This window comes from Promicromonospora sp. NFX87, from assembly GCF_048564965.1.
Lineage (GTDB): Bacteria > Actinomycetota > Actinomycetes > Actinomycetales > Cellulomonadaceae > Promicromonospora.
Window position 1 is genome coordinate 5,819,490 of sequence record NZ_CP183413.1, and the last position, 19,520, is coordinate 5,839,009.

The window sequence follows — 19,520 nt, forward strand, 5'->3', positions numbered from 1 at the left end:
CCCAGGGTCATTCCTGGACGGTATGGCCGCCGACGCTCGTGGACATGAACTGCCGCTCGCCACCCGAGCCGGGGTCGAGCTCCGTGAGGGCGTACGCCTCGTAGCTCCCAGCCGGCATCCCGGCGCCCGGGTCCGTGAGGCAGGTCAGGTCCGGCTCGGTGACCGGTACGACGGCGGACCACTCGCCGTCGGCGTCCACCTGGAAGCGCTCCACCGGATCGGACCACACATCGCTGCCGACCCCGACCACGCGCCCGTCGCTGAGCCATACCAGGGTGAACGGCGTACGGGTCGTGTCGATGGACTCCCCCTCGGTCTCGGTGAGCCGCACAGTCACTTCGTTGCCGGAGGGCTCGATGTTCAGGTCCAGGCCCGACAGCACCCCGCGCTTCCAGGAGCCGCCAGGGATATCGGACGCATGGACGCCGCAAGCCAGGCTCGTACCCTCGAGCCACGGCGGCTGGTAGCCGTCGCGGATGTCGACGCCCAACGGCGCCTCTTCCCGCACCTCGACCGCGGGAACCTCCATGGTGACGGGGTCGCTGACGGCCACGCCGCTGGTGCCGTCGAGGTCGCTCCACGGCAGCACGACGTACACGTCGTACGTACCTGCCGGGCGCGCGTCCAGGTACCTCTCCCAGGGGGTCACACCGTCCGTCGTCCACGCACCGCACGCGGTGGTGCCGTCCGCCTCGGCGACGCGGTCCAGGGACACGCGGTCACCGGGCAGGCTGTACCCACCCTCGTTCCAGCCCCTGCCGATGTCGGTCACCAGGCCGTTCTGAGCGAAGACGAGCTGAGGGTAACCAGCGTCGAGGTCCGGACCTTCGGCGTCGGGCCGAGAGATCCTGATGGGCGCCGACAGATGGTCGTCCTGTGGCCCGCTGCCGTCCTCCACACCTTCCACGAGCTCGAGGTCGCCGGTCAGCTCCAGGCGCACGGCGTCCGACGTCGACGTCAGGTCCGTCACCTCCATGCCGCAGTGGTACTGCTCGCCCCGCGTCTGCCAGCCGCCGGGCACCCAGCCGGCGACCGGCACGCCCGACACCCCAGGGCTCGGCGTGGCCGGCGGTACCGGCTCCGACAGGAGACGGTCGGGCCCCCACAGCGCGGCGACGGCCAGCAGACCCGCGATCACCAGCGTGGCCCCGCCGAGGGCGCCGACCTTCACGGCCCGGCGGCGGCGGACCGAACCCGACACGGCGCCGAGGCGGTCCTCGAACGCGGTCTCCATCTCCGGCACGTTCATCTCCGCGAGCGACGTGCGCAGCAGCTCCATCGCGTTGGACAGGTGCCGCTTGATGGTGCCGGGGCTCGTCCCGAGCGTCTGCGCGATCTGGGGCACGGTCATGTCCTCGAAGAAGCGCAGCACCACCGACTCGCGCTGCCGCGGGGACAGGCGCGCCAGCGCCAGGCCGACGTCGACCCTTGCTGTCGCGGCGCGCTCCGCCGCGGGCGCGAAGGCGTCGTCGGCGAGCAGGTGCTTGATGCCCGTCCAGCTGTTCTGCCGCCGGTAGCCGTCCAGGTAGATCGTCAGGATCGCCCGGCGCACGTAGGCCTCCGCGTTGGTCAGCCGGGGCTCGTCCTGGTCCAGGCGCATGCTCTGTCCGCCCTCGCTGCTCCCGGCCGGACGGCGCAGGCGCGAGAACACCTTGACCAGCGCGTCCTGCACCAGGTCCTCCGCCCGCGGCAGGTCGCGCGTCAGCGTGTACGCATACCCGACCAGCGCGCGGCTGCGCCGCTCCATGAGCTCCTCGAGCTCTGTCTCCCACTGCGCCATGTCAGACGCCCCCTCTCCCTCTTCATGCTCCCTGACGGGTGGGGAGAGACGAACGATGATGCCGGTGACGAGAAATCTCGTCGGGCCGCGAAGAGAAAGGTCAGGCGAGCTCGATGCGGTAGCCGCGCTTGACCACCGTGCGGATGAGGTCGCGGCGGCCCGCAGCCTCGCGGAGACGCGCGATCGCGACCTCGGCGGCATGCGTGTCCTGCGAGTCGCCGGGCAGCGCGGCGAGCACCTGCTCGCGCGGCACGACGTCGCCCTCGGCCGCGGCGAGCAGCCGCAGCACCGCCACACCCGTCGGTGACAGGGGCAGCACCTTTCCGTCCAGCACCGCGACGCGCGCCCGGATCACCAGCGACCCGGCGACGGTGGCCAGGGCGACGGACTCGATGTGCTCGTAGTGACCCACCAGCGCGCGGACGAGCGCCCCGAGCCGGCCGCGCTCGGGCTGCAGCGGCACGATCCCCCGGTGTTCCAGCGGCTGCGCCGTGATCGGCCCGACGGCGGCCGCCACGGTCCCGCCGTCGACGAACCGGGCGCGCACGCGATCGAGCAGCCGCTCCTCCTCGACGGTCCGGAGCCAGGCCTCGGCGCCGGGGGCAGAGGTGAAGACGACGGCGTCGATCTCGCCGTCGGCCAGCGCGTGCACCGAGGCGCGCAGCGCCGCCGGGTCGGGCGCCGGTCCCCACCGGTAGACCACCAGGCTGGCGACCTGCGCCCCCGCCTTCTCGAACACCTCGTCCAGGCCGTCGGCGCCCGCGCCGTGGTGCTGGATGGCGATGCGCAGACCCTGCACACCCTCGCTGAGCAGCACCTCCGCCACCTCGGCGGACGTCTCGGACTCGGCGACCCAGTCGGCCTGCAGGCCCGCGGCCTGGATGGCGCCGCGGGCCTTGGGGCCGCGCGCGACGATCCGGGTCCTGGCGAGCAGCTCGAGGAGCGGCTCGGCGAGCCCGTGCGCGTCGGCGGCCTCGATCCAGGCGCGGAAGCCGATCCCGGTGGTGACCACCAGGACGTTGGGCGGGGCCGAGATGATCGCGCGGGTCGCCGCGATCAGGGTCTCGTCGTCGACGTGCGGGATCATGCTCAGCGCCGGCGCGTGCCGGATCGTGGCGCCGCGCCGCTCCAGGGCCGCCGCGAGCTCGGCGGCCCGGCGTTCGGCGGTGACGAGAACCGTCGCGCCGGCCATCACCTGGCCCAGCGTCGGGTGGGTCGCCTGGGCGTGGGCAGGCGCTACGACATCAGACACCGGCACCTGCCAGACGTCGCTCACTCGTAACCTCCAGGAGACCTTCTGCTGCCACGCGGCCTATGACGACGACCGCGGGTGACCGCACCCCGCGAACCGCTGCCACACCGGCTGCCTCGTCGAGGCGTGCCCGGGTGACACGCTGCTCCGCGGTGGAACCGTTCTCCACGATCGCCACCGGGGTTGCGGGATCTGCGCCTGCGGCCAGGGACTGCGCCACTATCGCGCCGAGGGACCGCACCCCCATCAGTACGACAAGAGTAGCGGTGGCGTCCCGCACGCAGGCCACGGCCGCGGCGTCGAGCGGTCCGGACTTCTCGGACACGTCGTCCGACCCGGCGGCGCAGTGGCCGGAGACCACGTGAAAGCCCGTGGTGACCCCACGGTGGGTGAGCGGGATACCGGCCAGGCCGGGCACGGCGACGGCGGACGTCACGCCCGGCACCACCTCGACCCGCACGCCGGCGGCCACGCACGCGATGACCTCCTCGCCGCCCCTGCCCAGCACGAACGGGTCGCCGCCCTTGAGGCGCACCACGTGCGCGCCCGCCAGCGCGTGCTCCACGAGGATCTCGTTGATGCGCTCCTGCGGCACGGGGTGCCGGCCGGGCTCCTTGCCGACGTCGACCACGCGGACGTGCGGCGGGAGCTCGGCGAGGATCTCGACGGGACCCAGCCGGTCCGCGACCACGACGTCCGCCGACTGCAGCGCACGCCAGGCGCGAAGCGTCAGGAGATCCACGGCCCCGGGCCCGCCCCCCACAAGCGTCACCCGCCCCAACTTGTCAGACACCCGGGTCACCGGAGTGACCTGTGCTTCTGACACGGTCACGGGAGGCCCACGTGGACCACGCCGTCGCGGACCTCCACCGGGTAGGTGGTGAGGTCCGGCGGCAGGTCGCCCTTGGGGGTCTTGTCCGCCGCGACCAGGCACTCGCCGGTGACCAGGGAGAACACCTGCTTGTAGACCGGAGCGGCCACGGTGGGCACGCCGGCCCGCGTGCCGACGATCCCGCGCGACATCACGTGCGCCGCGGAGAACGGGTCGAGGTTCTGGACGGCGTACACCCGCCCGCCCTGGGTCGGGTCCGCCGGGTCCTCCGCGAGGCGGAAGAGCGCCACCTGCACGTCGCCGAAGAGCGCTGCCGCGCCGCGCTCGGGAAAGAGGTCGGTGAGCAGGCAGGCCCGCTCCCACCGGGTCACCGCCGAGCTGTCAGACTCCCAGGTCACCCCGGTGACCTGTACTTCTGACACGTCGTTGACGCTCATGCTCGTACCTCCAGCTTCGGGCCCGCGATGACGACGCCAGACGCGCGCTCCTCCGCCGTCGCGGGGCGGCGCTGACCGCGCTCCTCGACGTAGGCGAGCGACGGGTCGGCGTCCTTGGGGGCGTTGACGAACGACGAGAACCGGCGCAGCTTCTCCGGGTCCTCGAGCACGGCCTTCCACTCGTCCTCGTAGTTCTCGACGTGGCGGGCCATGGCGGAGTCCAGGTCGGCACAGATGCCGAGCGAGTCCTCCATGATGACCTCGCGGACACCCTCCAGGCCGCCCTCGACCTCCTCGATCCACGGCGCGGTGCGCTGCAGCCGGTCGGCCGTGCGCACGTAGTACATGAGGAAGCGGTCGATGGTGCGCAGGAGCTCCTCGGACGTCAGGTCCTCGGCGAGCAGCTTCGCGTGCCGCGGCGTCTGGCCGCCGTTGCCGCCCACGTAGATGTTCCAGCCCTTGTCCGTGGCGATGACGCCCACGTCCTTGCCGCGCGCCTCGGCGCACTCGCGGGCGCAGCCGGAGACGCCCATCTTGAGCTTGTGCGGCGAGCGCAGGCCGCGGTAGCGCAGCTCCAGCTCGACGGCCATGCCCACGGAGTCCTGGACGCCGTAGCGGCACCATGTCGACCCGACGCACGACTTCACCGTGCGCAGCGACTTGCCGTACGCGTGCCCCGACTCGAAACCGGCGTCGACCAGGCGGCGCCAGATGTCCGGGAGCTGCTCGACGCGGGCGCCGAACATGTCGATGCGCTGGCCGCCCGTGATCTTCGTGTACAGCCCGAAGTCCTTGGCGACCTGGCCGACGACGATCAGACCCTCCGGGGTGACCTCGCCGCCGGGCATCCGCGGGACCACCGAGTACGTGCCGTCCTTCTGCAGGTTGGCCAGCATGTGGTCGTTGGTGTCCTGCAGCGTGGACTGCTCGCCCGACAGGATGTGGCCGTTGCCCAGGCTCGCCAGGATGGAGGCGACGACGGGCTTGCAGATGTCGCAGCCACGGCTGTCCGGCTGCCCGAACCGGGCCACGATGTCGCTGAAGGAGTGCAGGTCGGCGACCCGGACGGCGTCGAACAGCTGGGCGCGGGACATCTCGAAGTGCTCGCACAGCGCGGTGCTGACCTCGATGCCCGCGCGCTCCAGCTCGGTGTCGACGAGCTTCTTCACCAGCGGCAGGCAGGCGCCGCAGGTGGTGCCGGCGCGGGTGCAGGCCTTCACGCCCGGGACGTCGGTGCACTGGTGCTCGGTGACGGCGCCGCGGATCGCTCCGGCGGAGACGTTGTTGCAGGAGCAGACGTTCGCCTCGTCCGGCAGCTCCAGGTTCGGGGCGCCGCCGCCACCCTCGGGGAGGAGGAACGCGCTCGGGTCGTCGCCGGGCAGCTCCGCGCCGAGCATCGGGCGCAGGCTGGCGTACGGTCCGGCGTCGCCCACGAAGACGCCGCCCAGGAGGGTGCGGGCGTCGTCGGACAGGACGAGCTTCTTGTAGACGCCGGCCACGGGGTCGGCCCAGACCACCTCGACGGCGTCCTCCGTGCGGGCGTGCGCGTCGCCGAACGACGCGACGTCGACGCCGGAGAGCTTGAGCTTGGTCGCGGTGTCCGCGCCGGGGAACTCGGCGAGGCCGCCGAGCAGGCGGTCCACGACCACCTCGGCCATCGTGTTGCCGGGCGCGACGAGGCCGATGCAGCGGCCCTCGATGCAGGCCACCTCGCCGACGGCCCAGATGTACGGGTCCTCGGTGCGGCAGGAGAGGTCGACGACGGCGCCGCCGCGCTCGCCGACCGGCAGGCCGGCCGCGCGAGCGAGCTCGTCCCGGGGCCGCACGCCGGTGGCCACCACCACGACGTCGACGTCGAGCCGGCCGCCGTCGGCGAAGTCCAGCCGGCCCACGTGACCGGTGCGGCGGTGCGGCTTCATCTGGCTGGTCGCGGTCTCGGCGCGCACGCCGATGCCCTTGCCGTTGATGAGGCGCTTGAGCGCCTGGCCGCCGCCGAGGTCGACCTGCACGCCCATCAGGTGGGTGCCGAACTCGATGACGGTGGCCTGCGCGTCCAGCGCGGTGAGCGCCCCGGCTGCCTCCAGGCCGAGCAGGCCGCCGCCGATCACGGCGCCGCGGACCGGCTTGCCCTCAAGGTAGCTCTTGCGCTTCTGCTCCACCCAGCCGCGCAGCGCGGCGACGTCGTCGATGGTGCGGTACACGAAGACGCCCGGCAGGTCGTTGCCCGGGATGGGCGGCATCGCGGCGCTGGAGCCGGTGGCGAGCACGAGCTCGTCGTACGCGTGGACGTTGCCGAGGCGGTCGGTGACCGTCTTGGCCTCGCGGTCGATGGAGTCGATCCTGCGGTCGGTGTGCAGGGTGACGTACGGATCAGCCCACAGGGCGGGGTCGCCCAGGGCCACGCCCTCGGCGCCGTCCTCGAACCAGCGGGTCAGGCCCACCCGGTCGTAGGGGACGCGGGGCTCTTCCGCGAAGACGGTGACGTGGTAGCGGCCGGCGTCGTCCCGGGCGCGCAGGGCCTCGACGAGCCGCTGCGCGACCATGCCGCCGCCGATCACGACGAGGTGCTGAGTATTGCCCGAGTTGACCATGCCTTGACCGTAGAGTGCTGGTTTTTCGCGCTGGTGCGCCGGTCGTTACCCGGGCCGAACATCTTCCTCACAAGGCCGGGAGGGAGCCGGTGAGTGCGGTCGGGTCAGGCGCGGATCAGACTCTGTGCGAAGTGGTCCAGAACTCCGAGGATGCCCGGGTGCTGCCAGACCCGGTTGCGGCGGAGGCCAGTTCGCTCCTCCAGCACGCCGGCGTCGGCGAGCTGGCCGAGCGCATTCTGCGCGCTCTGAGCCCCCATACCTACCTGGGCAGACAGATAGCTCGCGTTGAGCACCGGGTGAGAGAGCAGGTGCGGAAGTACCTTCCACGCCGACGCTTGCGGACGAAGCCCGGACATCTGGTCACGGGACTGCTCGAGCTGTGCCGCGAGATCGTCGATCAGGCGCGCCCCTGCGGTCGCTGCAAATCGCGAAGCAGCGGAGAACTGCTCGACGATCGGCCGCGCGTCCCCGTCGCGGTATGCCGTGAGCGCTCGGAAGTACCGATCGGTGTCCTTCAGCAGGCCCGCCGATACGGGCGCCGTCGTGCTCGTCACCAGCCGCTTGGCGCGCAACATCGCGTGCACGAGCGCGCGACCTGTCCTGCCGTTCCCGTCGGTGAACGGGTGGATGTTCTCGAACTGGGCGTGCGCCACGGCAGCCTGAACGACGACGGGAAGATCGTCCCTGCGCACGAAGGCCATCAGGTCCTCCATCGCCCCCGGCACGAGCGCTGCCTGCGGCGCCACGTGGGACGCTCCGCGCGGACTCACGGAACTCGTCCCGATCCACACGAGCTGGTCGCGCCACTGGCCGGCGTGCTCCTCCCAGCCTCGCTGACCTGACAACAGCGCCCGGTGCATCTCCAGCACGGCGGCGATGTCGAGACTGTCTGCCAGGTCGAGCGCCGCCTCCATGGCGCGGACGTTCGCGACCACGGTCCGCGCGTTGTCCGACGTCGACTGGTCGATCTCGGCCAGCGCGAGCTGCCTTGCGCCCACTGTCAGGTCCTCGATCTGCGAGGACGACGTGGACTCGGTCCGGAGCAGGATCGAGCTCATCGGCCCCAGGGACGGGCTCGACTCCCCGAGGACTGCGCGAGCGTAGTCGTCGAACCTGCTCAGCGCGGCAGCCGCTTCCTCCGTGTCGGCCGCGAGGTCAGCGGCGACGTCGGGCGCCCAGTCCGCGATCCGGGGCGGGACCGTCGAACGATACGGTCCGGAAGCCTCCGCCATCCGCGCACGACTCGTCATGCCGTCGGACTCGGCCACCCAGTACTCGTCCTCGTGCTGGAACACAGGAACTTGGAGCATGCACCCCACGCTAATCCAAGTTTCGGCGAAACTTGGATTAACGGGCCTTCCCTATTCCAAGTTTCGCGCCGCTACCGTGGGGCGGCATGGACATCCGGACCGTACCGAACCCGCTGGTGCGCGTGGGCGGCCGCTGGCTCCATCGCGTCAACCAGCGGCATCCCTGGAGCCACAACGACCACTTCCACGGATGGATCCTGCGGCGGCTCCCGGCCCGACGGCGCCGGGCACTCGATGTCGGCTGCGGTGCGGGCCTCCTGCTGAGCCGGCTGCGCGGCCGCTTCGACGAGGTCCTGGGCGTGGATGCCGACGCCGCCATGGCCGCCGTCTCGGCGGAGCGCTTCGCCGGTGATCCCGTCGTGAGCGTGCGCCACGCCCGGTTCGAGGACGTCGACGGCACGTTCGACACGATCACCATGATCGCGGTGCTGCACCACATGCCGCTGGAGGCCGCCCTGCGGCACGCGTCCGAGCTGCTCGAACCCGGCGGCCGGCTGCTCGTCGTCGGTCTGGCACGGGCCGACAGTCTGACGGACTTCATCTGGGACATCCCGTCGTCGCTGCTCAACCCGCTGGTCGGGATGCTCAAGCATCCACAGCCGGTCACGGAGCCTGTGGACGACGGCGGTCCCGCGATGCCCGTGCGCGACGCCGCCGAGACGTTCGCGGAGCTCGCCCGGGTGGTGCGCCGGGTACTACCGGGCGCACGCATCCGGCGTCGCCTGTTCTTCCGCTACACGCTGGAATGGACCAGGCCGGTATAGCCGCGGTCTACCCAGCGATCGGGCCCGTATCCATAGTGAGTTCCGGGCCCGATCACTGGGCAGCAGCGGACTTTTAATCCGCGGGTTCGGGGTTCAGCTCACGCCGGCTCCGGGACCGCCTCCTTGCTCTCCTTGAGCCAGTCGACCAGCCCGCAGACCGCGTCCTTGCACGACCCGCAGCCCGTCGTCGCCCGGGTCTCGCGCACGACCTCCTCGACCGTGTGCGCACCCGACCCGCACGACTCCGCGATATCGCCCTTGGTCACGCCGTTGCAGCGGCACACCACCGCGTCGTCCGGCATGTGCTCGGGGGACGACGCCGGAGCCGCCGTCTGCATCACCGGCGTCAGCAGGAGGAACGCGGGGTCCATCGGGACCGGGGTGCGGCGCGTGTAGGCGGCGGTGAGGTCGGCGGCGACCCGCGGATCGCCCACGCAGGTGGCGCCCACGAGGATCCCGTCGGACACCACCACCTCGATGTACCGGCCCGCCCTCGGGTCGGCCAGGCGGACCGCGCGCTGCGTCAGGCCGTTCGGGCGCGACGGCCCGCAGACGCCCATCGTGGTGACGCTGAGCGCCCCGGCCTTGACCTTCACGACGTCGGTCCCCCGCGTGTCGATGCCCTGGTCCGACTGCGCGCGGGAGGCGCCGCCCGTCAGCAGGGCGCCAAGGCGCACGGCCATGCTGGGCTGGGCGCCGTCGTGGGGCAGGCGGAGGTGGACAGGGGTTTCGACGGGCTCGACCAGCGACGTCGGCGCGTTGACCGGCTCGACCAGCGAGACCAGGGTCTCCGCCAGACGACGCGCCTGGTCCCAGCCCTCGGCGACCAGCCCGCGCGAGCCGTTCGGCGGCTGCGCGCAGTCGCCGATCGCGTGCACGCGCGGGTCGTCGGGGCTGGCGAGGTCGTAGCCGACGACGACGCCCCGGTCCGTCGACAGCCCCGCCGCCGCCGCGAGGCCGGTCTCGGGGATGGTGCCGACGGAGAAGATGATGAGCCGGGCGGCGACCACCTCGTCGCGCGGGCCCGAGCCCCCGTCACCGGCCCGGTCCGTGTTGTCCTTGACCCGGATCCCCACCGCCCGGCCGCCCGCGACGAGCACCTCGCTGGAGAGGGAGTTCGGCAGTACCGTGACGCCCTGCCCCTCCAGTCCGGACCGGACGACATCTGCGGCCTCCGGGTCGAGCTGACGCTCCATGAGCGACTGCACGTTGTGGACGAGGGTCACGCTGAGCCCACGGCCCGCGAGCCCCACCGCGGCCTCGAGCCCCAGCACGCCGCCGCCGACCACCACCGCACGCGGCGAGTTGACGGTGGCGGCGACGATCTCGCGGGCGTCGTCGAGGGTCCGCAGCGCGTGCACGCCGGCGGGCAGGCCGCCGTCGGCCGTGCGCAGGCCCGGGATCGGCGGGATGCGGGCCGCCGCGCCGGTCGCGAGCACCACGTGGTCGTACCGGTGCGTCGAGCCGTCGTCGGCGGTCACCACCCGGGACTCGCGGTCGATCGAGGTCGCGGTGACGCCCCGCAGGACGCTGACCCGGGCGCCGTCGGGCAGGGGCATGGTGATGGCGGCGACGTCGGTGCGGCCGGCCACCACGTCGCTGAGCAGCACCCGGTTGTACGGCTCGTAGGGCTCGGAGCCGAGCACTGTGATGTCGAACGCCTCGGGCTCACGGCGGAGCAGCTCGTCGACGAGCCGCGAGCCGACCATCCCGAAGCCCACCACCACGACCTTCACGGGGACACGTAGGTTCATGTCGAGAGCTCCTTCTGTACTGGATCTCGCTGATCGAGAGAACTCCGCGGGTCGCGCGGACCCCGCTGGTCGAGCTTGTCGAGACCTGTCCCTGGCGGGTCCTGAGCCTGTCGAAGGGCGACCGACGGAGCTGGGGCCACCGAGACGTCCACGGCGCAGACCTTGAACTCCGGCATGCCGGAGATCGGGTCGGTCGCGTCGGTGGTGACCTGGTTGACGGATCCGATGCCGCTCCAGTGGAACGGCATGAAGACGGTGTCGGGGCGGACCGCGTCGGTCCAGCGGGCGGTGGCCTCGACCCGGCCGCGGGAGCTGGTGAGGCGCACGCGGGCGCCGTCGGGCACGCCGATGCGGAAGCCCAGCACCGGGTGCAGCTCGACGTACGGCTCGGCGACGAGGCGCTCCAGCTCCGCGACGCGGTGCGTCTGCGCGCCCGACTGGTAGTGCTGCAGCACCCGGCCCGTGACCAGGTAGAAGGGCGCACCGGGCCGTACCTCGTCGCTCGGCCCCACGTGGTCGACGGCGACCATGCGCGCCCGCCCGTCGGGCGTGGCGAACCGTTCGAGAAACATCCGCGGTGTCCCGGGATGCTCGCCCGTGTCAGACGCAGGGGTCACTCCGGTGACCTGTGTGTCTGACACCTCGGAGGGCAGGGCGGGGACCGGCCAGAACAGGCCCGGGCCGCCGGACGTCTCGTCGGCGTCGAGCCGGGCGTGGGACAGCCCGGAGTAGTCGGCGGGGCCGCCGGCGGAGGCCCTGGCCAGCTCGTCGAACACCACTGCCGGGTCGGTCGGGAAGGCGAGGTCCTCGGGCGCGCCCAGCCGGCGCGCCAGCTCGGCGAGGATCCACAGCTCGGACCGGGCCTCGCCCGGCGGCGCCACGACGGCCCGACGGCGGATGACCCGCCCCTCGAGCGACGTCATGGTGCCCTCCTCCTCCGCCCACTGCGTCACCGGCAGCACGACGTCGGCCAGCAGCGCCGTCTCGCTCGGGACGAAGTCGCAGACGACCAGGAGGTCGAGGCTCTTCAGGCGGTCGATGACCTGGCTCGCGTTGGGGGCGCTGACCACGAGGTTGGAGCCGTGCACGAGCATCGCGCGCGGGCCCGTCGGTGTCCCGAGCGACCTGAGCAGCTGCACCGCCGGGAGGCCGGGCCCGGGCAGGGACTCCGGGTCGACGCCCCAGACCGCGGCGACGTGCTCGCGCGCCGCCGGGTCGTCGATCTTGCGGTAGCCCGGAAGCTGGTCGGCCTTCTGCCCGTGCTCGCGGCCGCCCTGCCCGTTGCCCTGCCCGGTGATGGCGCCGTAGCCCGAACCGACCCGGCCCGGCAGGCCCAGTGCGAGCGCGAGGTTGATCGACGCCGTGACGGTCGCGGTGCCCTGCGTCGACTGCTCGACGCCGCGGCCGGTCAGCACGTACGCGCCCGCGCCGCCGTGGACCGGTGCGGCCGCGGCCAGCAGCCGGGCCACGCGCCGGAGCTCGTCGGCGGGTACACCCGAGACCGACTCGACCCGCTCCGGCCACCAGCCGGCGACCGACCGGGCGACGTCGTCAAACCCGGTGGTGCGTTGCTCGAGGTACTCACGGTCGGCGAGGCCTTCCGCGAGCACCACGTGCAGGAGCCCGAGGAGGACCGCGAGGTCCGTGCCCGGCACGGGTGCGAGGTGCACGCCCTCTGCCGGCTGTCCCGACGAGGTGTCGCCCGTCAGCCGGGCCGTGGCCGAGCGCCGCGGGTCGACGACGACGAGCCCGCCCGCCGCCCGCGCCCCGGCGAGGTGCTGCACGGCCGGCGGCATGGTCTCGGCGAGGTTGGAGCCGAGGAGCAGCACCGCCTGCGCGCCCCCGAGGTCGGCCAGCGGGAACGGCAGCCCGCGGTCGACGCCGAAGGACCGGTTCATCCCGGCCGCCGCCGAGGCCATGCAGAACCGGCCGTTGTAGTCGATGTTCGGCGTGCGCAGCACGGTCCGCGCGAACTTGCCGAGCGCGTACGCCTTCTCGTTGGTCAGCCCGCCGCCGCCGAACACCGCCACGGACTCCGGGCCGTACTCGGCGGCCAGGCCGGCGAGCCGGGACGCGACCAGGTCGAGCGCCGCGTCCCAGCTCACCGGCTCCAGCTCGCCGGACTCGCCCCGGACGAGCGGGGTGACGAGCCGGTCCGAGACCCCGAGGACCGCCGCCGACGTCCACCCCTTCTGGCACAGCCCGCCCCGGTTCGTGGGGAAGTCACGGGGCTGCACCTCTGGTGCGGCCGTCACGTCGGCGCGGGGCCGCGTCAGCGACATCCCGCACTGCAGCGCGCAGTAGGGGCAGTGTGAGTCGACGGCGGTTCCGGGGGAAGCAAGCATGTTCAGACCCGAGCCTCTGCCATGGCACCGCGGCCGTAGACGAACCAGGTCACGAAGGCCATCACGGCGTAGACCCCGATGAACACCCACAGCGCGGGCACGAGCGACCCGGCCACCGTGGTGGACAGCGCGAACCCGCGCGGGATGAGGAACCCGCCGAAGGCGCCGATCGCGCCGGCGATACCGATGCAGCCGGCCGCCGCGTTCGCCGTCCCGCCGCTCACCTTGAAGACCGCCGGGATCATCCGGTAGACCGAGCCGTTGCCCATGCCGGTCGCGACGAACAGGATGAGGAACGAGCCGAAGAACATCGCGAAGCTCCCGGTGCCGAGGGCGTAGATCGCGCCCATCGCGCCGAGGGCCATCACGGTGAAGGACCCGAGGGTCACGGCCACGCCGCCCACGCGGTCGGCGAGGATGCCGCCGAGCGGCCGGGCGACCGACCCGACGAGGGCACCCATGAACGCGAGCGGGATCGCGACATCGGGGAACTGGCCCTTGAGCAGCGTCGGGAAGGCGCCCGCGTACCCGATGAACGAGCCGAACGTGCCGATGTAGATGAAGCTGATGATCCACGTGTGCTTGTTCTTGACGGCCACGCCGAACGAGCGGGGGTCCGCCTTCGCCTCGGTGAGGTTGTCCATCCAGCGCCAGGCGAGGAACGCGGCGAGCAGGATGAACGGGATGAAGATGAGCCCGGCGCGGTCGAGCGCGACGCCCGCACCGGTGACGATGACGAGCGGGACCGCGAGCTGCACGGCCGCCGTGCCGATGTTGCCGCCGGCGGCGTTCCAGCCGAGGGCCGCACCCTTCTCCTTCTCCGGGAAGAAGAACGAGATGTTCGCCATCGAGGACGCGAAGTTGCCGCCACCCAGGCCCGCGAGCGCCGCGGCGCCGAGCAGCAGGGGGAACGGCGTGGTCGGGTCGCTGACGGTCAGCATCAGCGCGCCGATCGGCAGCAGCAGGAGCAGCGCCGAGACGATCGTCCAGTTGCGGCCGCCGAACACGGGGACGGCGAACGTGTAGGGGATGCGGAGCGTCGCGCCGACGAGGGCCGGTACGGAGATGAGCCAGAACATCTGGTCGACGGTGAGGTCGAAGCCCGCGGCGGGCAGCTGCGGCACGACGATGGACCACAGGGCCCAGGCGCCGAAGCCGAGGAACTCCGCGAAGATCGAGAGGACGAGGTTCCGTCGGGCGGTCCGGCGTCCGCCGTCCTCCCAGAGGGTCTTGTCCTCGGGGTCCCAGTGGTCGATCCAGCGTCCGGTGTACCGCTGGACCGCTGACTTCGGCGCCGTTTCGGTGGCGGTCGAGCTGGTGGGCTCGCTCCCGGCCGAGGTCTGGTCGTCGTGTGTGATCGGAGTGGACACGCTGTCCTCCTGCATGGGCGTATGCCCGACGACGCCGGGCGCGCCCGGACCGACAAGCGCCGAATCCGGGGCCGGCCCGACGTCGGACCGACAGGTAGGAACCTAGGGAGGCGGTGTTTCATCGCCCGACAAAGAGCAGTTAATCGACCGTAAGGAAGAACGCACAGCGTACCGACGCGCCGTGTGAGGGTGTTGATGCATCCAGATGGCGGTCCTGGTAGCACCTCAGTCGGGCCCATCCACAACTAGATGTTTCGACTTTTTCGACTTACGGTGGTGCCATGTCGACGATCGACGAGAACACGATCACGCCGTCCGTCGAGGATCTGGAGGCGCTGACGCAGATCGGCGAGATCCTCGCCGGGCCTGGACATCTCTCGCTGCACACGGAGAGCGGCGACGCCGCGGAGCTTCCCGAACAGCTCCGCCAGCTGCTCGATTCCGCGACCAGGTTCCTTCGGACGGGCAGCGCAGTCACGCTCCTGGAGCACACTCGCATGCTCTCGACGCAGGAGGCCGCGGACATACTGGAGGTCTCTCGCCCGACACTCGTCAAGCTTCTCGAGTCCGGCCAGATCCCGTTCACGAAGGTCAACTCGTACCGGCGTGTAGCCATGATCGACGTCATCGCCTTTCGCACCATGCAAAGGGCCGAACGGTTGCGCATCGTCGAAGAGGCGATGCACAACAACACGATGGAGGGTCTCCCGATCTCGGACGCCGCGCGCTCGGACGCCGTCGCCTTTGTGAGCGGCAAGATCGACGAAGACGAACTCGTCCGCATCACACGAGCGCGCTACGGCCTTGAGTGAGTTTCACGATCCCTACGTCGACCAACGAACCGGCGTCCTACGCAACCTCGTCGGCGCCACTTCCCAGAATGCGCTGGACGCCGCCGAGTCGGACCTCACCTACGCACGCGCGACCCAGCTCCGAAGGCGCAGCATTCCGCGCACCAACGATCTCGCCGAGCTCTGCGCCATCCACTACCACCTGTTCCAGGACGTCTACGACTGGGCCGGGCAAACCCGAACCGTGGACATCCGCAAGAACAGCGACGGAGCCGCGTTCTTCGCACCAGTGACGATGATCGAACGATCCGCCGGTTATGCCGCCGAATCACTGCGCGAGGACGGTTTCTTGCGCGCACTGCCGCGTGAACGGTTGATCGAAAGACTCGCCCTGCACTACGACCAGTTCAACTACCTGCATCCGTTCCGCGAGGGGAACGGGCGCACACAGCGCATCTTCTGGAGCCGGGTGGTGCGAGACGCGGGGTACGACGTCGACTGGCGCGACGTATCGGGCGAGGTCAACGACGCCGCCTGTCACAGCGCCGCCAGCGGTGACCTCGGCCCGCTCGTCACGATGTTCGACGCGCTGGTCGCTAAGTTGCCCTGAGCCTCACCCGACCGGCGTCAGGACCTCCACGCGGTTGCCCGCGCCGTCGAAGGTGTGGAAACGCTCGTAGCCGTCGAAGGTGTAGCGATCCTTCCACGTGAGCTCGAACCCGAGCTCTTCCAGGCGGGCGCCGATGGTCTCGAGGTGCGCTACGTCGTCGGCCACGAGCGCAGGGTGAGCCTTGCGCGCGGGCTCGAACGGGTCCTGCACGCCTACGTGGATCTCGGCGGTCGTGCGGCCCTCGTCGTCGAAGTCACGGAACCAGCAGAGCGCCCGGCCCGCGAGCCCGGGTGGCCGCGGAACCTCGGTGAGGCCAAGGCCTTCGCCGTAGAAGCGGCGGGCGGCATCCTCGCCGCCGGGCGGGCAGACGACCTGGACGTGGTGAAGGCGCATGGGCCCGATTATCGCTGCTCACACCGCACGGCGACAGGCTGTGCGGGCGCCGAAACCACCTTCGTGTCCCGCTGTCCTAAGGTCGAGCCATGGAGCCGCAGGCACGCAGCGTCACCGAGCACGTGGAGCGTGCGCTCGCCCTCGTCGCGCCGGTGCCCGCCGAAACTCGGAGCCTCGAGGACGCGCTCGGCTCGGTCCTCACCGAGGACCTGTACGCCTCCGTGCCCGTCCCGCCCTTCGACGGCGCCGCGATGGACGGGTATGCGGTGCGGCTGGCCGACCTGCCGCCCGACGGGGGCCAGGTGACCCTCCAGGTGACGGGGGACGTCGCGGCAGGGCCGAGCGGCCTGACCGAGGTCGGGACGGGGCAGGCGGTCCGGATCATGACCGGCGCCCCGCTCCCGCCCGGCGCGGACGCCGTCGTCCCCGTGGAGCGCACGTCGACCGGCCGGTTCGTCGCTGGGGCGCCCCGGGCGGAGGAGTCGGTGACGCTCGCCAGGCAGTCCCGGCCGCACGTCCGGCGCGCGGGCGATGACGTGCGCCAGGGAGAGCTTCTCGCGCGGGCAGGGGCAGAGCTGACGGCGGCGCTGGTGGGTGCGCTCGCGGCGTCGGGCACGGTGCGCGTCGCGGTCCGACGCCGGCCGCTGGTCGCCGTCGTCTCCACCGGGTCGGAGCTCGTACCTCTCGGCGGTGCGCTCGGACCGGGGCAGATCACCGACTCCAACGGGCCGATGCTCGCAGCGGCGGTCCGCGCGGCGGGCGCCGACGTCGTCCGGCTCGGGCCTGTGACGGACGACCCGGCGGCGCTCCGCCGGGTGCTCGACCAGGCGGTGCGCGCCGACGCCGACGGTGCGGGCGCCGACCTGATCGTGACCGCCGGGGGCGTGTCGGCGGGCGCAGCGGATGTGGTCCGGGAGGTCCTTGCAGCTCCTGGCTCGAACGGTCGGGGAGCGACCGACGTCGACGTCGCCACCGTCGCGATGTCCCCCGGCAAGCCGCAGGCGCTGGCGCGCTGGGGCGGGGTGCCGTGGCTGGCCCTGCCGGGCAACCCCGTGGGCGCGTACGCGTCGTTCGAGCTCTTCGCGCGTCCGGCGATCGACAGCCTCCGAGGCGTGGAGCCCTCGGGACGACACCGTCCGCCCCGCGCGGTACCGCTCGCCGCCGCCGCGGGCTGGTCCGGTTCGCCCGGGCGGCTGCTCGTCGTCCCGGTCCGGGTCGTTCCGCTGCCCGACGGCCGCGGCACCGCGCCGGGAGCCGTCGGCGTCCTGCCCGCCGGCTCCCACCACTCGCTGTCCGCGCTCGCCACCGCCGACGGCCTGGCGTTCGTCCCGCCGGACGTCGAGAAGGTGCGGCCCGGCGACATCGTCCACGTGCTGATGCTGCGATGACGGACGACGCCGCGACGTCCGCGGGGATCACGTACGACGCCGTCGTGCTGGCCGGCGGACGTGCCACCAGGCTGGGCGGCACCGCCCGGCTGGGCGAGACCGCCAAGGCGGGACTCGTCGTCGACGGCGAGCGGCTGCTCGACCGGGCGCTCACGGCGAGCAGCCGAGCCCGAACGACAGTGGTGGTGGGCCCGCCGGAGCTCGCCGACGTACTGACCGGCGTCCGGCCGCAACCGGTGCTCACCCAGGAGGACCCGCCCTTCGGCGGGCCGGTCGCGGGCCTCGCCGCAGGGCTACGAGCCCTTCCCGCAGCGGGTGCGCCATGGGTCCTGGTCCTGGCGGTGGACGTACCGCACGCCGCGGGAGCGATCGCGCTCCTGGAGCAGGCCGTTTCACGTGAACCCACGGACGGCGCGTACCTGGTGCGCGAGGGCCGGGCCCAGTGGCTGGTGGGGATCTACCGGCGCGCCGCCCTGGTCTCGGCGCTCGCCGGTATCGAGCCGGCCGGCGCCTCGATGAGACGCCTGGTCGGCGAGCTTCGCTGCGCGGAGGTGCCGGACCCGGCAGGCTGGAGCGACGACATCGACACCCCCGCGGACGCGGAGCGCCTCGGCGCCGCGGCCGACGACTACCGGAAGGACCCGAGATGACAGATCTCGACAGCTGGGTGGAGGCGCTGGAGGCTGAGCTCGGGCTCCCGCCAGGAACGGTCGACGTCGGAGCGGTGCTCGACCTCGCCCGCGACGCGGCGCACGCCGTCGCCCGGCCGGCCGCACCGGTCACCACCTACGCGGTGGGCTTCGCCGACGGCCTGGCCGCGGCCGGAGCCCTGGGCGCTACGGCGAGCAGCGGACCGGACGCCGCGGAGAAGGCGATCAGCCTCGCTGCTCGCTGGGTCGCCGGCTGACCGTCGCGCAGCACGCTCCGGCCAGGAGCGTCACCCTCCGAGGTGGGCGATCACCGCACGCGCCTGAGCCTCGGCACCCGCCGAGTTCGGGTGCGCGGGAACGCCGATCGAAACGCCGTTGAGCGACAGCCCGTACGCCTCCGCGTACCGGTCGAACGGCCCGGTGCAGAGGTCGTGGCCGCCGGTCGAGGCGAACGTGTCGACCACCTCCACGGCAGCACGCGCGGCCGCCCGGTCGATCATCGTGTTGAGCTCGCGGAACTTCCCCGAGATGTACTTCATGTCTGTGTCGGACGCGGCCAGGCGGGGGAAGCAACCGTGGTCGGGCACGACGTCCATGTAGTTGACCGCGAGGATTCGCGCGTCCGGGGAGATCGCCCGGATGCCCTCGAACGCCGCGACGAGCTTGTCCTCCGAGGCGACGATCTGCTGGCTGAGCTGGTCCACGCCGCCGCGGGTGTACTTGGCCTTGCAGCCACCGAGCGGCAGGCCGATGCCGAGGTCGGTGATCGGCGTGAGCGGCACGAGACCGAGGCAGTCGAGGCCCGCGGCCGCGATACCGGCGTCGTTCCCGCCGATGCCCACGGTGACGAGGTCGGTGGTCGCCGTGAGGCGTGCGAACTGGGGCTCGTTGGTGCCGAGCAGAACGCTCTGGCTGTTCGCGAAGTGATCGGTGGTCGCAGCCCCGCACGAGGCGTCGCGGAACGTCGCGGGCCGGATCGTCTGCTCGACGAGTTTGGGGTAGTTGACCTTGGACTGTGCGCAGCCGAGCGGCGCGTAGCGGGTGTCCGGGGTGCCGCGGCCGTCGAGCAGGACGACGTCGGCGGTCCAGGAGTCACCGAGGGCGACGTACTCCTCGTATCGGGGCAGTGCGGTGACCGCGCCGGCTTCCTCGGCCTGCGACGGCGGAGCCGCTCCGACGGCGAGGCATGTAGTGGCGAACGAGGTAGCGAGGGCGAGGGCCAGTACACGGAACACCGCGCTGTGCTGCGTCAT

Annotated in this window: 17 protein-coding genes; 6 read left to right on the forward strand and 11 right to left on the reverse strand. The window is 72.1% G+C overall.

Going from position 1 to position 19,520, the window contains the following annotated elements:
- Positions 1-7: 7 nt before the first annotated feature.
- The 6 genes from ACNYC2_RS26065 to ACNYC2_RS26090 all read right to left on the reverse strand — a co-directional run bounded on the left by ACNYC2_RS26065 (position 8) and on the right by ACNYC2_RS26090 (position 8,202).
- Positions 8-1,780, reverse strand: a complete 1,773-nt coding sequence (locus ACNYC2_RS26065) for an RNA polymerase sigma factor (RefSeq protein WP_419704537.1) — start codon at positions 1,778-1,780, stop codon at positions 8-10.
- A 100-nt stretch (positions 1,781-1,880) separates the two neighbouring features.
- Positions 1,881-2,972, reverse strand: a complete 1,092-nt coding sequence (locus ACNYC2_RS26070; protein WP_419707908.1) for a uroporphyrinogen-III synthase — start codon at positions 2,970-2,972, stop codon at positions 1,881-1,883.
- A 52-nt stretch (positions 2,973-3,024) separates the two neighbouring features.
- Positions 3,025-3,804, reverse strand: a complete 780-nt coding sequence (gene cobA, locus ACNYC2_RS26075; RefSeq protein ID WP_419704538.1) for a uroporphyrinogen-III C-methyltransferase — start codon at positions 3,802-3,804, stop codon at positions 3,025-3,027.
- A 56-nt stretch (positions 3,805-3,860) separates the two neighbouring features.
- Positions 3,861-4,301 (reverse strand): nitrite reductase small subunit NirD, encoded by a 441-nt coding sequence (nirD, locus tag ACNYC2_RS26080; protein WP_419704539.1) that lies wholly within the window; start codon positions 4,299-4,301, stop codon positions 3,861-3,863.
- Positions 4,298-6,892, reverse strand: coding sequence for a nitrite reductase large subunit NirB (gene nirB, locus ACNYC2_RS26085; protein ID WP_419704540.1), 2,595 nt, complete (start codon positions 6,890-6,892; stop codon positions 4,298-4,300). Before nirB ends, nirD begins: the two co-directional genes overlap by 4 nt.
- A 104-nt stretch (positions 6,893-6,996) precedes the next feature.
- Entirely contained in the window at positions 6,997-8,202 is a 1,206-nt protein-coding gene (locus ACNYC2_RS26090) for a Fic family protein (protein ID WP_419704541.1), read from the reverse strand.
- An 86-nt stretch (positions 8,203-8,288) separates the two neighbouring features.
- On the opposite strand from ACNYC2_RS26090, the gene ACNYC2_RS26095 reads away from it, so the two are divergent.
- Entirely contained in the window at positions 8,289-8,966 is a 678-nt protein-coding gene (locus ACNYC2_RS26095) for a class I SAM-dependent methyltransferase (protein ID WP_419704542.1), read from the forward strand.
- Positions 8,967-9,064: 98 nt separating this feature from the next.
- Here the strand turns inward: ACNYC2_RS26095 and ACNYC2_RS26100 are convergent, their stop codons facing one another.
- From ACNYC2_RS26100 to ACNYC2_RS26110, 3 genes are read right to left on the reverse strand one after another with little or no spacing between them, the layout of a single operon-like run.
- Positions 9,065-10,720 (reverse strand): FAD-dependent oxidoreductase, encoded by a 1,656-nt coding sequence (locus tag ACNYC2_RS26100; RefSeq protein ID WP_419704543.1) that lies wholly within the window; start codon positions 10,718-10,720, stop codon positions 9,065-9,067.
- Entirely contained in the window at positions 10,717-13,065 is a 2,349-nt protein-coding gene (locus ACNYC2_RS26105; RefSeq protein WP_419704544.1) for a molybdopterin oxidoreductase family protein, read from the reverse strand. The genes ACNYC2_RS26100 and ACNYC2_RS26105 overlap by 4 nt, the downstream gene beginning before the upstream one ends.
- 2 nt (positions 13,066-13,067) lie before the next feature.
- A complete protein-coding gene (locus ACNYC2_RS26110; RefSeq protein ID WP_419704545.1) occupies positions 13,068-14,450 on the reverse strand; it encodes an MFS transporter in 1,383 nt (460 codons plus the stop codon).
- Between the two features lie 266 nt (positions 14,451-14,716).
- On the opposite strand from ACNYC2_RS26110, the gene ACNYC2_RS26115 reads away from it, so the two are divergent.
- Together ACNYC2_RS26115 and ACNYC2_RS26120 are read left to right on the forward strand one after the other, a co-directional pair.
- On the forward strand, positions 14,717-15,247 hold the full coding sequence (locus ACNYC2_RS26115; RefSeq protein WP_419704546.1) for a helix-turn-helix domain-containing protein: 531 nt from the start codon (positions 14,717-14,719) through the stop codon (positions 15,245-15,247).
- Positions 15,240-15,836 (forward strand): Fic/DOC family protein, encoded by a 597-nt coding sequence (locus ACNYC2_RS26120; RefSeq protein WP_419704547.1) that lies wholly within the window; start codon positions 15,240-15,242, stop codon positions 15,834-15,836. Before ACNYC2_RS26115 ends, ACNYC2_RS26120 begins: the two co-directional genes overlap by 8 nt.
- Positions 15,837-15,839: 3 nt before the next feature.
- Here ACNYC2_RS26120 and ACNYC2_RS26125 read toward each other — a convergent pair whose 3' ends face one another.
- On the reverse strand, positions 15,840-16,229 hold the full coding sequence (locus ACNYC2_RS26125; protein ID WP_419704548.1) for a VOC family protein: 390 nt from the start codon (positions 16,227-16,229) through the stop codon (positions 15,840-15,842).
- 89 nt (positions 16,230-16,318) lie between these two features.
- On the opposite strand from ACNYC2_RS26125, the gene glp reads away from it, so the two are divergent.
- From glp to ACNYC2_RS26140, 3 genes are read left to right on the forward strand one after another with little or no spacing between them, the layout of a single operon-like run.
- Positions 16,319-17,617 carry a gephyrin-like molybdotransferase Glp gene (glp, locus tag ACNYC2_RS26130; protein WP_419704549.1) on the forward strand — a complete coding sequence of 433 codons (1,299 nt, stop codon included), beginning with the start codon at positions 16,319-16,321 and terminating at the stop codon, positions 17,615-17,617.
- A complete protein-coding gene (mobA, locus tag ACNYC2_RS26135) occupies positions 17,614-18,267 on the forward strand; it encodes a molybdenum cofactor guanylyltransferase (RefSeq protein ID WP_419704550.1) in 654 nt (217 codons plus the stop codon). Before glp ends, mobA begins: the two co-directional genes overlap by 4 nt.
- A complete protein-coding gene (locus ACNYC2_RS26140; protein ID WP_419704551.1) occupies positions 18,264-18,524 on the forward strand; it encodes a DUF6457 domain-containing protein in 261 nt (86 codons plus the stop codon). Before mobA ends, ACNYC2_RS26140 begins: the two co-directional genes overlap by 4 nt.
- Positions 18,525-18,554: 30 nt before the next feature.
- On the opposite strand, the gene ACNYC2_RS26145 is transcribed toward ACNYC2_RS26140, so the two are convergent.
- Complete coding sequence (locus ACNYC2_RS26145) at positions 18,555-19,520, reverse strand: SGNH/GDSL hydrolase family protein (RefSeq protein ID WP_419704552.1); 966 nt, start codon at positions 19,518-19,520, stop codon at positions 18,555-18,557.